This is a genomic window from Streptomyces sp. NPDC004111 (assembly GCF_042874215.1).
Lineage (GTDB): Bacteria > Actinomycetota > Actinomycetes > Streptomycetales > Streptomycetaceae > Streptomyces.
Genome location: NZ_JBIAMU010000030.1, coordinates 94403 through 109422, shown reverse-complemented (window position 1 = coordinate 109422; position 15020 = coordinate 94403). Strand labels below are relative to the sequence as shown.

Here is a 15020-nt window from a genome sequence, read left to right as displayed (position 1 = left end):
GCCCATCGACGGCGGGAAGTTCTGTTACCTGGCGACCGTCATCGATCTCGCCTCGCGCCGTCTGGCCGGCTGGGCGATCGCCGACCACATGCGCGGGGACCTCGTCACCGACGCCCTGGCCGCGGCGGTCCGCACCCGCGGCAGTCTCGCCGGATCGATCATGCACACCGACCACGGAGCTCAGTACACGAGCAGGATTTTCGCCGAAGCCTGCAGGTCAGCAGGGGTTCGGCGGAGCATGAGCGCGGTCGGGTCCAGCGCGGACAACGCACTCGCCGAGTCCTTCAACGCGACCTTCAAACGCGAGACCCTGCAAGGACGAAAGAGCTGGCCGACCGAGCGCGAGGCCCGACTCGACGCCTTCCGCTGGCTCCACCGCTACAACACCCGACGCCGACACTCCCGCCTCGGACAACGATCACCGATCGCCTTCGAGAACGCCCTCCACCGCACACCAACTACGCTGGCACCAGCCGCATAACCCGTGTTCAGGATTCGGGGTCAAGGCCCGCGGTCCAGTCGGACAGGCTTCCACTAAGGTGGCGAGATCTGCAGCTCCTCACATGGTGAGGAGGGGGAAAAGGTGATGGTCGATGGAGTTTCCCAGCGACGTAGAAAAGGTCCTCAAGCGATCCGGCTGGAGGGAAGGACGCCGTGTCCAGATTGGCGGATGGCGAGATTTCTACGCGAACCGTGGGATACACATGCATCCTGCTGCACAGAGCTTCCTGTCAGAGTTCGGTGGGCTTCGGGTGCCGGTCCGGGGGCCAGGTGTGACAGCTGCGCGTGTCCCCTTCGAGCTCAATCCACTATTGGTCGACGGTGACGAGGATCGTTTTCCGGAATGGAGTGAGGAGGCTGATGTCCTGCTGTATCCGGTTGGGCAGATAGAGGAGCGTTATCCTCTCGGCATTGACGAGTCCTCCAGGCTGTACATCGTTTCAGACTGGCTTGCCCGTTTCCGCCCCATGCCCGAGGCGATGGAGGACCTTATTCTGGGATTTGAGGCAGAGAATATCTACTGACTGAGAATGAGAACAGGGAGCTATGAGGCACTGAGTTGCGCGAGACCGAAGGCGAGGCCCTGATGTCGAAGAGTCGACGTGCAGTCGTAGCCGCAGGAGCCGCTGTGGCCGTGGGTGGGATGGCAGCGGTCACCGCCAGGGGCGTCTACTCAGATGAGCGGACGACGGAAGAGGGCCACCATGAACCGCCCTGGATAAACCCACCTGCGTTCCTGCAACTGCTCGCCTTTACCCGAAGGTCTTCTGAGCAACCGCAGCAGCGGGATCTCCAGCAGATAATGAACAACCTGTCCGTAGTTGTCCCACGAAATGGGCGGCATAGCCTGGCCCTGGGAGCGGGACTCTTTCCCGCAGGTATCTCCCGACCATCACGGACAACGACTACACCAACAACATCTGGATCGCCTTCGCTGACGGGTCCGCCAGCACGGTCTACTTCAAGGGCATCGAGTACGCCAACCTGCCCACCTCCTCCCGCTGCTGACAGCATCGCGTGAACGGTCGTGGAACCCGGAGAACGGGTCGGGGCCGATGGCCTTCAAGACACGGGGAACCGGTGACGGAAGCGATGTGACGGAATGGTTGTCTGCCCCGCCAGCGTGGGCGTGTTCCGTTCGGCATGCGCGATGGTCGCCGTCGCCCGAGACCTTCGGAGGGTCCGCCCAGCAGATCAGTGACTTGGAGAGCACCGCCTGACCGACGGGTGCGGGGCACGGCCTACGACGCACTTGGCGGAGGTGCCGTTCGCTCGCGGTGCGCGGAACGCGGACGAGTGGGCGGTGACCAGAACGTCGTTGTAGGTGGAGAACACGGTCGGGGCGTCGCGGAGTTGTCGCCGAGCGTGCGGTTGCGGGAACACGCCCGTGCGGCCGATGGGTGTCCCGGTTGCGCAGCAGTGGCTGGCGGCCGTTGTCCCTGCGGGGGAGGGGCGCCAGAGGTGCCGTCAATCGTCGGCGGGGGCCTGTGCGTTCTTGCCACGGAGGCGGGTGCCGTGGGCATCGGTGAGTTTGAGGGCTGCAAGCGGTGTGGGCGGTGCGGGCCATGCCTGGATCAGGTACCGCTCGTGCGGCTCGGAGGCGTGGGCGGTGTCGCGTCCTTGGGCGTGGATGCGCAGTCTCCACCAGTGGCAGTGTGAGGCGTTGGCTGCTTCCCATTCCTCGCCGTTCAGTGTGTCCAGGGCGGGAGGCGGGGCGCTGTGGTCGACGAGCGGGAACTCGCATCCTTCGCCGGTGTCCGGTGACAGCAGTATCGGTCCCCAGTCGGGCAGGAACATGCTGAGCTCGACGATGTCCTGCCAGCCGGAGGCGGGCGGGGCAGGGGCGGTGCCGGCAGTTTCCAGGGTGGCGGGGACGGTGCCGAAGCCGGTGCCGGTCAGCACTGTCGCGCAGCGTCCGCCGGCGCCCACCCCGGCCAGCCCGTTGGCGAAGGCCCCGTTGACCGGGTCGTCCGCGTCGGGGGTGGCGTTGGTGTCGAGGATGAGGAACTGTCCGTACTCGACGCTGAGGGTGACTTCCGTGGATGCCATCGCGGCGGCGCTCCTGGGAATGGACGGAACGGAGAAGACCTGTCCCGGCCGCCGGGGTGCGGCCGGGTGTCGGGGTGGTCAGGCGCGGACGAAGAAGGGGTCGTTCACCAGGACGCGGTACTGCTTGTAGAAGGTGGTGAGTTTCCCGCCCTGCTGGTTCTGCTCGCTTGCCGGAACCCAGCGGGTTCCGCGGTCCTCTTTCGCGAGGCGCAGGCCGCCCTCCTTGGTGCTCGCGAAGGGGTACTCGTCGCAGGAGAGCCCGGGAGCCGGGGGGACGGCATTGCGCGGGCAGACCGCGTTGCGGTTGTCGGTCTGCTTGACGGGGTCGTCCTGGCGGTGCAGGGGGCGGGGCGAGCCGATCCGTTCGTAGTGCTGGCCGCGGGCCTGGACCTGCCGGATCCCGGCCGCGATCTCGCGGAGGCCGGACATGTCGAGGATGGCCGGTGCCTGCGTCCACGCACATCCCGGCGAGAGGGTACGGCGTGCGGGATTGGGGCGGGAGTAGAACGTGTCGTCGCACCGGAAGGCGAACGAGGACAGCTTCAGTTTGCTGAAGCTGTATCCCGGCTTGGTGAAAGTCCAGTGGTAGGTGACCGTGCTGCTGAGCTTCTTGCCCTTGGTGACCGCGGCGGTGTAGTTGATCCTGCCGGAGAACGCGGATGCGCCGAGCTTCCTGCCCTTGGGAAACGTGCTGCTCGCCTTCACCCCTTTGGCCGGGGCCACGGCCAGGGCGACCGCTACACCGCCGGCCTTGCCCACGATCACTGCCTTGGAGACCGACACCGTCTCCGCCCACTTGAGGCTCTTGGGCTGCAGGGTCATGTGCCGTCCGATGGTGAACGTCGCGTTCCCGACCGGCTTCTTGTTGTCGAACGCCGTGACCGTCACCCGGTTGACCACGCACAGATCGAACCGCCGCACATGCGCCTTTCCCGCCTCGCACTGTGCCACGAGCTCCGATGCACCGGTCTGATCGGCACTCGGCCGCACCGGTTGAGCAGCCGAACTCAGCACGGCCGGCTGCACCGCCCGCCCGTTGAGGGGACTCCCCGCCCCGGTCCCCGCCGTCAGCACGGCACAGACTCCCATCAGCCCGGCAACGGTGACCCACCGCCTGTGGGATCGCATCGGCATCATTCCTGCTCACTCTCAACGGCTCCGCGCCCCAGACCGGAAACACCCTTCAGTCCGACACCTTCGGGCAGGGAAGTGCGTTCCGTTCCTCGTGCGGCTGTTTGCGCGGCGGGCTGATCATCACGCTTACCGTTCGTCCGGGTGAGGCCCCGTCCGTTCTCCTGCCTGTGGTCCCCGCATCCCGCTACGAAGATCACGACAGTTTGTGATCTTCGAGGGACGGCGGGGACGCGATGCGCGTACGCAGCACACTGATGACCATGGCCACCGCGGCCGCACTCGTGACCGGGCTGCTCGCCCCGGCCGCCGCCGCACAGGCGGCACCTCCAGGGGCGGGGGCGTGGGGGGAGCGCGGGGACGTGCTGATGCTGCCCTTGGAGAAGGCGTTGGCGGAGATGCCGGTCGCGGAGGAGTCCCGCACCGGGTACGTGCGCACCGCTTTCCGCCACTGGGTGGACGAGGACCGCGACGGGTGCACCACCCGGGCTGAAGTGCTCCTGGAGGAGGCCGTTCTCGCCCCGGAGCAGGGCGCGAAGTGCCAGCTCACCGGGGGACGGTGGTACTCCGCCTACGACGACAGCTACCTGGATGACGCCAAGGGCCTGGACATCGACCACCTGGTCCCGCTCGCTGAAGCCTGGGACTCCAAGTAGGCGGTGTTGTGCCGGGTGCATCATTCCGCTCTCCGGTGGGGCGAGGTCTGGCCTGGTGGAGCGTTGTGGGGAGGCCACTCTTTCGGGTGGCGTGATGGGCTTTGGACTGGGGCGACGTCGACCTGACGCCACGATGTTGCATCGGATGCAACGGCGGGAGTGGGCGTGGATGGGGTCGATGCTCCGGGTGCGGTGCGCCTGGTGGTTCCAAGGAATGTGCGGGCACTGGACCCGGCGCCAGCGATGTTCGATGCGATGCTGGCGGGTTGGGCGCGGCAGCAGCAGAGCCGTCTGTTGGGGAAGAAGACGGTCGCGGACCGTGTGAGTCTGGTGCGCCGGTTCGCCGTGTTCAACGGGACGTATCCGTGGCAGTGGACCGCAGAGGACGTCGAGGCGTACTTCTCCGCTCAGCTGTCGGGCCAGTCGCCGCTGGCGCACTCGACGGTGCAGGGGCAGCAGAGCGATCTGCGGATGTTCTGCTCGTTCGTGACCGACGCCCGCTACGGGTGGGCGGCCGCTTGTCTGGAGGAGTTCGGCCAGGCGCCGGTGCAGGTGTGCCACGACTGGAATACCGTCGACCACGTTGCTGAGTACGAGGGCCGCCCTGGTCGGCGGGCCCTGACCTATGAGGAGCTCCAGGCGCTGTTCGACGCGGCGGACGAGCGGGTCGAGGACATTCGGCGCCGCGGCCGTAAGGGGGTGCTGTCGGCTTGGCGGGACGCGGTCATGCTCAAGTCCGTGTACGCGTACGGCACCCGGCGCCGGGAGGCGGTGATGCTGGACCTGCACGACCTGCGGCACAACCCGCGGGCGAAGGACTACGGCCGCTTCGGCGCCGTGGAGGTCCGGTTCGGCAAGGCGTCGCGGGGCAGTCCGCCAAAGCGGCGGACCGTGCTCACGGTCCCGGAGATGGACTGGATCGTCCCGCTGCTGGAGGAGTGGACGAGCGAGGTGCGGGCCGGGTTCGGGGCGGGGGCGCATCCGGCGCTGTGGGTGACCGAGCGCTGCGGCAGGATCAGCCCCCGGCGCCTCGACGAGGTCTTCGCTCTCGTCCGTGATCTGGCCGGGCTGGAGCAGGCCCTGGAACTGCACTGCCTGCGGCACACCTACATCACGCACCTGATCGAGTTCGGCTACCCCGAACGGTTTGTCCAGGACCAGGTCGGCCACCGGTATGCGGCCACGACGGCGCTGTATACGTGGGTGTCGGACGAGTACCGCAACCGGCTGCTGGAGGACTCGTTGCACCGGCGGGCACAGCGTGCACAGACGCGCGAGGGGAGGAGGACGCGGTGAGGAAGCAGATGGGGTTCCGGTGGAACCTGCGCCGGCTGATGGCGGACCGGGACATGTTCCAGACCACCGACCTGGTGCCGAAGTTGGCCGAGTACGGCATTCACCTGTCCCGCGAGCAGGTGTACCGGCTGGTGACCCAGGATCCGCAGCGCCTGTCGATGGATACCCTGGCCGCGCTGTGCGGGATCCTGCAGTGCACCCCGGCCGACTTGATCGACGTCGTCGAAGTGCGCGTCCAGGTCGTCAAGCCGGCCGCGTCCGGCGAAAGCGCGGCCTCTGCGGTGGCGCCGCCCTCCCGCCGTACCCGCGTGCGTCGCCCGGAAGGCCTGTGACCATGCCTGACGGCGTTCCCCAGGCGTGGGTGGAGCTGGCCGGGATGCTGACCGCGTTCCTTCCCCGTCTCTCCCCGGACAAGGCACTTCAGGTCGTGAGGGAGATGACGCCGTCCGCACGTGGCCGTACCCGGGCCCATCTGCGCGAGCACCCTGACGCGCTCGTCAGCGGCTCTTCCCTGGCCCCCGCATCGGTACAGCGACTCATCACCGCCCTGCGCGACAAGGGGCTGAGCGAGGTCAGAGCTCCGGCCTGTGTCCGCTGCGGACGCGTACGGCGCCTTCGCCGCCTGGTGGAGGAAGGACGGGTATGCCTCGGATGCGAAGGAACCCTCGCCGCCCATGCCAACGTCGGCCCCTGCTCGGAGTGCGGACGCATCCGCCCGCGGCCCATCGCAGATCTCTGCACCCCCTGCCGCAACCGGCAGCGCACCGGGACCCACGCGTGCACCGGCTGTGGTCGGCCCAGCCACCAGCGGGTGTGCTCCACCTGCCAGCCGCAGCCACCCGTCCCCTGCGCCCTGTGCACGACCAGCTCACCGGTCTGCGCCCGCTGGCCGATCGGACCAGTCTGCAAACGCTGCTACCGCCACGCCCGCAGCCATCCAATCCCCTGCCCGGATTGCTCAACGGTGAAAGTGCTGATCGCGCGCGCCGACGGACAGCGGACCTGCGGCCCCTGCGCCGGGTACCCGGACCCCTATGCCTGCCCCATTTGCGCTGCCGCCAGCAGTCCTCACATTGGTGACTTCTGCGATCGCTGCGCGGTCGCAGACCACCTCACCACCTTCATCAGCGGCCTGCCGCCCGAGCCTGCGGCCCAACTCGGCCCCCTGCACCAGGCCCTGCTGACCGCCGAGTCCCCGCGGACCGTCCTCACCTGGCTGCGGAACTCGCAATCAGCCCGCCTCCTACGCGACATCGCAGCCTCCGGCCAGCCACTGACCCACGCCGACCTCGACACCCTCGCCGTCTCCACAGGACGAGGCGGTGCACAGAGCACGGACTACCTCCGCAGCCTCCTCGTCGCCTACGGCATCCTCCCCGACCGCGATGAACACCTGGCCGGCATCGAACGCCACCTCGCCCGGGCACTGCAGCGCCACCCGCAGTACGCACCAGTGCTTCGCCCCTACGTCCGCTGGTCAGTCCTGCCCCGTGCCCGGCGCCGGGCTGCCCGCAGCCCCAGCACCCGCGGCCGTACCACGTGGGCAGCCACCCGCATGAACGCCGCCGTCGACTTCCTGCAGCACCTCGCAACCCTCGGCGTGAGTCTGGACAAGGCCACACAGCACCAGGTCGACCAGTGGCTCGCAGGCGGGCCCACCACCCGCTACGAGATGCGCGACTTCCTCGTCTGGGCCACCCGCCGCGGACACTGCACCGAGCTGACAGTGCCCCACCGCAGCAAGGCCGAGCCCGAACTCCTGGACGAAGACACCCACTGGGACCTCCTCCAGCAGTGCCTTCACGACGAAGAACTGCCCTTGGACGTACGCGTGGCCGGCTCACTGCTCCTGCTGTTCGGACAGCATCTCAGCCGCATCGTCACCCTCACCACCGCACACCTGGACACCACCGACGGCCGCACCACTCTGCGCCTGGACGACACCCCTATCCGCCTCCCAGACCCTCTGGACCGTCTGCTGTGCCGCCTTGCTGAGCAACAGCTCCACCACGGCTGGGCCGCGACTTCCAGCAGCTGGCTCTTCCCCGGAGCCCGGCCGGGTAGCCACCGCTCCACCGGCCCGCTCTCGCGCGCACTGGCCGCCCACGGCATCTCGGTGCGGCCTTCGCGCGCAACCGCGTTGATCCAGCTCGCCCAGGACATGCCGCCTGCCGTCCTCGCACCGCTCCTGGGCATGCACATCATCACCGCACAGGCGTGGCGCAGGCGGACCGGAAGCGACTGGACCGCCTACCTCCAGGCCCGCCGACGAGCCCCCGGCATCACACGCACACCCCATGTGCAGTGATCGTTTCTCCGGTGAAGCCCGCCACCCACTCGGGTGATACGTCCTGCAGGTGCCTTCCGGGCCGGGTGCCGAGACGACTAGAACGCAGTCGTGATCACCACCATGATGCGCCGCGGGCTGCCCGCGCTGCTCCTCGCCGCCCTCCCCCTGCTTACCGCCTCCCTGCCAGCCTCGGCCAGCAGCACCACCCTCCCGCAGCCGGCCACCGGCGCCCCGGAGCGCCTCCCCGGCGCAGGTGCGCTGGAGCAGGTGCTGCCGCTGTTCGATGCCATCGACCGCCTCCCCGTCGCCGCCGAGCACCGTGAGGGGTACGACCGGCGCCTGTACAAGCACTGGAACAAGGGCCTCAACGCGGCCGACGGGTGCAACACCCGCAAGGAGGTCATCCTCGCCGAAGCCGTCGAAGCGCCCCAGGTCGCGGCTGGCTGTGCGCTGACGGGCGGGTCCTGGCTCAGCAAGTACGACAACGTCGTGGTCACCGACGCGGCCCGCCTCGACGTCGACCACTTCGTCCCGCTCGCCGAGGTCTACGACTCCGAGCAGGCGCCGTGGAGTGCGGCGCGGCGTGAGGCGTACGCAAACGACCAGGACAGCCCCGACACCCTGATCGCCGTCACCGCAGCCTCCAACCGTTCGAAGGCCGACAAGGACCCGGCCGAATGGCTGCCCACGGACGCCACCTACCACTGCACCTACGCCGCCACCTGGGTCGGCACCAAGCTGCGCTGGGACCTGGCCATTGACGAAGCCGAGCACCAGGCACTCCGCAGCCTCGCCGAAGACTGCCCAGTCACAACCGTCGTCTACAAGGCTGCCCCCTGAGTCAGGGCGGCCGTACGTACTGGGGCCCCAGTGTCGAGCGGTGCACCGGGGCTCGCCGACGGACACGGATACCCGTGAGGCACCCCGTGGCCGTGTGGTGACAGCGCATGTGGACGGCGCGACCGCGCTCCTCTGGACCGGTGGCTCCGGTAGGTCAGGACGGGGGTGTGGCGCGATGCGCGGGGTGGGTGTCTGAGGGGACGTCGGTGGCGGGCCCGTGGGCGGGGTCGTCGGGGTCGGCTGGGGCGTGGACCCATGAGGCCAGGAAATCGAGGCTTTCGTGGCTGGTGGTGTGGGGGGCGGCGGTCCAGACGACGAGTTGGTGGTCGGGGTCGGTTGCGCAGGCGAGGGTTTCCCAGTCGAGGGTGAGTTCGCCGACGAGGGGGTGGTGGAGTCTTTTGACGCCGGTGGTCTGGGCGGCGACATTGTGGGCCGCCCACCACTGGCGGAAGTGCGGGTCCTTGATGGCCAGTTCGCCGACCAGTTCGCTCAGCTGGGGGTCGTCCGGGTGGCGGGCCGATTCCATGCGCAGGAACGCGACGCAGTCCGGCGCCACCTTCTCCCAGTCCATGTAGCGCCGTCTCAGCTCCGAGTCGGAGAAGACCAGGCGGGCGTAGTTGCGCTGCTTGTCGGTGAGCTGCGAGAAGTCGGTGAGGAGCGCCGCGGCGAGCGGGTTCCAGGCCAGGATATCCATGCGGCGGCCCAGGATGATGGCGGGTGCGCTGAGCGCGTCCAGTAGGCGGCGGGTCTGGGGCCGTACTTCCTGTGCTTTCGGCCGGCGTCGGCGCGGGGTCTCCCGTCCGGCGAGTTCGAGGAGGTAGGTGCGCTGGTCGTTGTCGAGGTGCAGGACTTCGGCGAGGGTGATCAGCACGGGCACGGACGCCTGGATGCGGCCCTGCTCGACCCGGGTGTAGTACTGAACGCTGATCGACGCGAGCTGGGCGACTTCTTCACGGCGCAGTCCGGGTACGCGGCGGTGTGCCCCGTCGGTGGGCAGGCCGACGTCCGCAGGTGTCAGGTCTGCGCGTCGCGCCCTGAGGAACTGGCCGAGCTCGCTGTAATTCGCGTCCTTACCCATGGCGCCACCGTACTGCCGTATCCCGTCTCCTCTTCCGGGGTGAGAGGGGTAGGGATTTCTACCCCGGTGCGGGCTTCCGAGCCGCCCGCCCGGCCGTGTCTTCTGGGGCCCATTTTACGGCCGACCGCACAAACGGGCAGTTCAGGACAGGGGTAGAGATCCCTACCCTGCGCACGCGCCGCACTTCCTGCCATCGTCTGATGGCAGGGGGCGTCCATCTGGGAAAGGGAGCGTGTGGTCATGACGGCCAAGGTCCTCGTCCTCGGTGCCGGCGGGCGGATCGCCCGGTGGGCCGTGGACATGCTCGGGCACGAGAAGGCGGAACTCACTCTGCTGGCACGTGAGCGGACGGGGCTGGCGGATGTGCCGGCGGGTGCCCGCGTGATCGAGGGTGACGTGCTGGATCCGGACGTGCTCGGCCCGGCGGTGCAGGGGCAGGACGTCGTCTACGCGAACCTCGCCGGAAACCTCGACGAACTGGCACGGCACATCGTCGCGGCGATGAACGGTGCCGGCGTGCGCCGCCTGGTGTTCGTCACGGCCCTGGGGATCTACGACGAGGTGCCCGGTGCCTTCGGCCGCTGGAACACGCAGACGATCGGCGCCGGGACGCTGAGCACCTACCGGTCGGCGGCCGATGTGATCACCGCCTCCGCGCTGGACTACACGATCCTGCGGCCGGCCTGGCTCTCCGACAAGGACGAGATCGACTACGAGGTCACGCAGCGTGACGAGCCGTTCCGTGGCACGACCGTTTCGCGGAAGTCTGTGGCCGCCCTCGCCGTCGAGATCATCAAGGATCCGGCCCGCTGGGTGCGCTGCGACCTGGGCGTGAACAAGCCCGGTACCGACGGCGACCGTCCCGTCTTCGACTGAACCGCCCGCCCGCCACCGCGCCAGGCCGCACAGCGCCGGCCGTGGGGCCCGGCCCCTCCCTGTATGGGGCAGCGGATGGGGGTAAGGATCCCTACCCTGCACGCCGGCCGGCCGATGTGGAACGGTGAAATTACCGCAAAACATTCGATAAACGGCGCGGCTGCCCAGGCGCCGCGCGACCGGATCCCTCTATCAGGAGGCGTCAGCCGTGGAAACCGTGACCTTCAAGAACAAGCACATCGACGTCGCCGCCGACATCCACTTCCCGCCCGGTTTCGACCCGGCGCGCAAGTACCCGGCCATCGTCAGCGCCCACCCCGTCGGCAGCTGCAAGGAACAGACCTCCGGATCCGTCTACGGCAAGGCGTTCGCCGAAGCAGGCTTCGTCGTCCTCGCCTTCGACGCCGGGTTCCAGGCCGGCAGCAGTGGCGAGCCCCGCCAGCTCGAAGACGCCACCTGGCGCGTGGAGGACTTTCGCTGCGCCGCCGATTACCTCGTCACCCTCGACTACGTCGACGAGGACCGCATCGGCGTCTTCGGCATGTGCGCCGGTGGCGGCTACACCTGGTCCGCGGCGATGACCGAACGCCGCTTCAAGGCCGTCGCGACCGTCACCGGAGTCAACCTCGGCCGCCTGCTGCGCCAGGGCGACATGTCCCCCGACGCCGCCATCACCACCCTGGAAGCCATCGCGAAGCAGCGCACCGCCGAGGCCCGCGGAGGCGAAGAGCGCCGCGACAGCTCCCTGCCCCCGTCGGTCGAGAAGGCCAAGGAACTCGGCCTCGTGCCCCCGATGCACATCGACGTCGCGGAGGCCACCGAGTACTACAAGACCCCCCGGGGTGCACACCCCCACGGCACCAACCTGTGGCTGTTCTCCTCCCTCGCCCCCACGGTCGGCTTCGACGCCTACCACCTCGCGGACAAGCTACTCACCCAGCCCCTGCTGCTCATCGCCGGCAACAAGCCGGGCGAGTTCGGCGCCTACCGCGACGCGCACACCGTCTTCGACCTCGCCGCCTCGAAGGACAAGGAACTCCTCATCATCCCCGACGTCTCGCACTACGACCTCTACGACAAGCCCGAGGCCGTCCAGCCCGCCCTCGACGCCCTCATCCCCTTCTTCAACAAGCACCTCTGAGCAACCCCGGACACCGGCCCCGGCCGGCCACCGCGCACTCAGCCCCCACCGGACGAGAGGGCGTGCCCGCCCTCTCGCCGGCCCCAGCACCCCTGATGTGGAGCCACCCGTGAGCATGCCCTCGCCCGAGACGATCGCCTCGACCCTGGCCCAGGGATTCGCCTACACCCGGCGCGTCCCGGTCCTGCGCCGGCCCGACGAGTACGGCCTCGCCTACGAAGACGTCACCTTCCCCTCCCAGGACGGCACCCCGCTGGAGGGCTGGTTCATCCCGGCCGACTCCGACAAGCTCGTCATCGCCAACCACCCCATGCCGGCCAACCGCTACGGCTACCCCGGGCACCTGCCCCAGTACGCCACCCCCTTCGCCGACTTCGAGATCAACTTCCTGCCCGACTACAAGCACCTCCACGACGCCGGATACAACATCCTGGCCTACGATCTGCGCAACCACGGCCGCAGCGGCGCCGCCAACGGCGGCCTGGTCGGCATCGGCCAGTTCGAATACCGCGACGTGATCGGATCGATCCGCTACGGCCGCGAACGCCTCGGCGTCGACAACTCCCGCATCGCACTGCTCTCCCGCTGCCTGGGCGCGAACTCCACCATCGTCGCCCTGTCCAAGCACCCCGAGGAGTTCGAGAACCTCACCGCCCTCGTCGCCGTCCAGCCCGTCTCCCTGCGCGCCCTCGCCGAGACCGCCCTGGCCCAGGTCCCCGGAGGCATCGGCCTGCTGGAGACCGAGATCAAGAACCTGACCGGCTTCGACCTGGACGAACTGTCCCCCCTCGCCTACGCGAAGGACGTCACCGTCCCCACGCTCGTCGCCCAGGTCCACCACGACTCCAGCACCCGCCCCGAAGACGTCCAGAGCATCTACGACAACCTCGCCACCACCGACAAGAAGCTGCACTGGATCGAGGGAACCAGCCGCCGCTTCGACGGCTACAACTACTTCCCCCAGAACCCCGAGCAGATGATCGACTGGTTCACCGCCCGCCTCTCCTGAACCCGCCGACCGGGTGAACGTGCCGCCCCGCCCCGGGCCGGGCGGCACAAGCCCTGCCAGGAGCAAACAGCGTTACGAGACCGCCGCAGGTGGGCATCCATGCATCCGCCGCGCAGGCGCCGAGCCCCGCCCGCACCCAGGCGTAGGAGATCCCGACCATGAGCAGCGTCCCCCAGCCCCAGCGAATGCGGCGGGAGGTGTCGCCGCTGGAACTCTTCTACGACCTGGTCTTCGTCTTCGCCGTCTCCCAGCTCTCCCACCACCTCCTGGAACACCTCACCTGGCGCGGCGCCGCCGAGACCGCGGTCCTGCTGATCGCCGTGTTCGGCTCATGGGCCTACACCAGCATGGAAGCCACCCTCCTCGACGTCAGCCGCCAGGTGACACGCTGGATGATCATCGGCGTCATGGGCCTCGGCCTGTTCATGAACGCGGCCATCCCCCACGCCTTCGACGACCGCGCCTGGGCCTTCGTCGTCCCCCTGCTGGCCATCCTCTTCGGCGCCTGTGCCACCACCGCGCTGGCCGCCCGCGGCGACCCCCTGCGCGAACACTTCCGCCGCACACTCGTCTGGATCACGGCCTCCGCCGCACTATGGATCGCCGGCGCCACCGTCAGCCCCGACACGCGCCTGTGGTGGTGGGGCGCCGCGGCCCTCATCGACCTCACCGGCACGTGGCTCGCCCACCCCCTCCCCGGCCGCACACTCAGCAGCCAAGAGCTGGAGTTCGACGCCGAGCACATGGTCGAACGCCTCCGGCTCTTCTTCATCATCCTGCTCGGCGAAACCGTCCTCACCGCCGGCCGCACCCTCGCCGACACACCCCTCACCACCCCCGGCATTCTCGCCACCGCCGGCATCTTCGCCGCCCTCGTCGCCCTGTGGGCCGTCTACTTCGGCGGCGCCGAAACCCTCATCACCACCACCGTCGCCGCCACCGACCCCATGCGCACCGTCCGGCTCGGCATCAACTGCGCCTACGTCGTCCTCGCAGCACTCGTCGCCTTCGCCGTCGGCAGCGAACTCGCCATCGACCATCCCACCGGTCACGGCTCCGCCACTCTCGCCCTCCTCCTGTTCGGCGGCCCCGTCCTCTACCTCGCCGCCACCGCCTGGTACTTCCACACCACCGCACACGGCGCATGGGCAGAACGACTCCTCGGCTGCGCGGCCCTCATCGCAGCCGGCGTCGCCGCCATCTGGATCCCACCCCTCGCCTCCATCGCACTCCTCGACATCATCCTCATCACCACCGCCCTCGTCCTCACCTACACCCACCGGTCCCTGGCACACACCCTCAGCACACCCCCACACGCCTGACGGAACCCGTCCTCGTCCAGCCAGCCCACCTCTCACGGTTGGTGAGGAGGACTGCCTCGGCGTCACCCCTCAGCACAGGCGCCCTGAAGACAGCTGCGGCGAATACCGCGCACCTCGAATAGCGCCCCCTACCAACTGGGGCGTCGGCCTGGACGCCGGCCGAGCGCCAGGCGTACGCCAACGACCTGGGGGACCCGCGCTCGTTGATCGCGGTGTCCGCGAAGACCAACAGGTCCAAGGCGGACCAGGATCCCACGACGTGGATGCCGCCGACCGAGGCCGACCACTGCACGTATGCCGCCGACTGGGCGGCGACCAAGATCCGCTGGCAGCTGGCCGTCGACCCGGCCGAAGCCAATGCCCTCGCCCAGATCGCCGTTACCTGCGCCAACGTTCCGCTCAAGGTCACCCTCGCCCGGTAGCCAGCGGCATGTCCGCAGGCCTGGGGCGTCCCCTCGGCTGATGCTGGGGAGATGGGCACCGAACGGCAGGTGCTGCGACCTCCTGTGGAGGTGATGGGCCCGGGGACGGTGTCGGAGATCCCTGCGGTGGATGCGCTGCCCGGCAGCTGTCAGTACTCCCAAGCTGGACCGGATCCGGACGCCGGTCTTTCGGGCCGGGGGTGCGGTCGTGCAGTCGCGTAGTGGCCGCGACCTGGCCCCGGAGTTCCCCGCCCTGGCCGCCGCGCTGGGCACGTCTCTCGACACCGCGCTGATCCTGGACGGCGAGATCTGCTTCGTCGCGTTCGACGTCCTGATCGGGACTGCGCCGAGACGGAGGGCTGGAGGGGGAGATCGAGGGCATCGATCTCCCCCTCCAGCTACTACGCCA

Annotated in this window: 15 protein-coding genes; 12 read left to right on the top strand and 3 right to left on the bottom strand. The window is 68.8% G+C overall.

Annotation, left to right across the window (positions count from 1 at the left end):
- On the top strand, positions 1-481 hold a 481-nt coding region (locus tag ACFYVL_RS40595), incomplete at its 5' end, for an IS3 family transposase (protein WP_389254378.1).
- 112 nt (positions 482-593) lie between these two features.
- Positions 594-1025, top strand: coding sequence for an SUKH-3 domain-containing protein (locus ACFYVL_RS40590; RefSeq protein ID WP_389254376.1), 432 nt, complete (start codon positions 594-596; stop codon positions 1023-1025).
- A 943-nt stretch (positions 1026-1968) separates the two neighbouring features.
- On the opposite strand, the gene ACFYVL_RS40585 is transcribed toward ACFYVL_RS40590, so the two are convergent.
- A complete protein-coding gene (locus tag ACFYVL_RS40585) occupies positions 1969-2550 on the bottom strand; it encodes a hypothetical protein (RefSeq protein ID WP_389254374.1) in 582 nt (193 codons plus the stop codon).
- A 78-nt stretch (positions 2551-2628) separates the two neighbouring features.
- Positions 2629-3471 carry a NucA/NucB deoxyribonuclease domain-containing protein gene (locus ACFYVL_RS40580; RefSeq protein ID WP_389254372.1) on the bottom strand — a complete coding sequence of 281 codons (843 nt, stop codon included), beginning with the start codon at positions 3469-3471 and terminating at the stop codon, positions 2629-2631.
- A 467-nt stretch (positions 3472-3938) separates the two neighbouring features.
- On the opposite strand from ACFYVL_RS40580, the gene ACFYVL_RS40575 reads away from it, so the two are divergent.
- The 5 genes from ACFYVL_RS40575 (at position 3939) to ACFYVL_RS40555 (ending at position 8763) form a co-directional block, all read left to right on the top strand.
- Entirely contained in the window at positions 3939-4337 is a 399-nt protein-coding gene (locus tag ACFYVL_RS40575) for a hypothetical protein (RefSeq protein ID WP_389254370.1), read from the top strand.
- Positions 4338-4592: 255 nt separating this feature from the next.
- Positions 4593-5633, top strand: a complete 1041-nt coding sequence (locus ACFYVL_RS40570; RefSeq protein ID WP_389254368.1) for a tyrosine-type recombinase/integrase — start codon at positions 4593-4595, stop codon at positions 5631-5633.
- Positions 5630-5965: a helix-turn-helix domain-containing protein gene (locus ACFYVL_RS40565; RefSeq protein WP_389254366.1), complete on the top strand. Its 336-nt coding sequence runs from the start codon at positions 5630-5632 to the stop codon at positions 5963-5965. The genes ACFYVL_RS40570 and ACFYVL_RS40565 overlap by 4 nt, the downstream gene beginning before the upstream one ends.
- Positions 5966-6597: 632 nt before the next feature.
- Positions 6598-7941 carry a hypothetical protein gene (locus ACFYVL_RS40560; RefSeq protein WP_389254364.1) on the top strand — a complete coding sequence of 448 codons (1344 nt, stop codon included), beginning with the start codon at positions 6598-6600 and terminating at the stop codon, positions 7939-7941.
- 93 nt (positions 7942-8034) lie between these two features.
- The gene (locus tag ACFYVL_RS40555) at positions 8035-8763 is read left to right on the top strand and encodes an HNH endonuclease family protein (RefSeq protein WP_389254387.1); all 729 of its coding nucleotides are present in this window, start codon (positions 8035-8037) and stop codon (positions 8761-8763) included.
- A 154-nt stretch (positions 8764-8917) separates the two neighbouring features.
- Here ACFYVL_RS40555 and ACFYVL_RS40550 read toward each other — a convergent pair whose 3' ends face one another.
- Positions 8918-9841 (bottom strand): helix-turn-helix domain-containing protein, encoded by a 924-nt coding sequence (locus ACFYVL_RS40550; RefSeq protein WP_389254362.1) that lies wholly within the window; start codon positions 9839-9841, stop codon positions 8918-8920.
- Positions 9842-10081: 240 nt separating this feature from the next.
- Here ACFYVL_RS40550 and ACFYVL_RS40545 point away from each other — a divergent pair, with 240 nt between their 5' ends.
- From ACFYVL_RS40545 to ACFYVL_RS40525, 5 genes are all read left to right on the top strand, one after another.
- Positions 10082-10717: an NAD(P)H-binding protein gene (locus tag ACFYVL_RS40545; protein WP_389254360.1), complete on the top strand. Its 636-nt coding sequence runs from the start codon at positions 10082-10084 to the stop codon at positions 10715-10717.
- Between the two features lie 208 nt (positions 10718-10925).
- On the top strand, positions 10926-11858 hold the full coding sequence (locus ACFYVL_RS40540) for an alpha/beta hydrolase (protein ID WP_389254358.1): 933 nt from the start codon (positions 10926-10928) through the stop codon (positions 11856-11858).
- 115 nt (positions 11859-11973) lie between these two features.
- Entirely contained in the window at positions 11974-12867 is an 894-nt protein-coding gene (locus ACFYVL_RS40535; protein ID WP_389254385.1) for an alpha/beta hydrolase, read from the top strand.
- A 158-nt stretch (positions 12868-13025) separates the two neighbouring features.
- Entirely contained in the window at positions 13026-14189 is a 1164-nt protein-coding gene (locus ACFYVL_RS40530; RefSeq protein WP_389254356.1) for a low temperature requirement protein A, read from the top strand.
- A 212-nt stretch (positions 14190-14401) separates the two neighbouring features.
- Entirely contained in the window at positions 14402-14611 is a 210-nt protein-coding gene (locus tag ACFYVL_RS40525; protein ID WP_389254354.1) for a hypothetical protein, read from the top strand.
- Positions 14612-15020 lie beyond the last annotated feature (409 nt).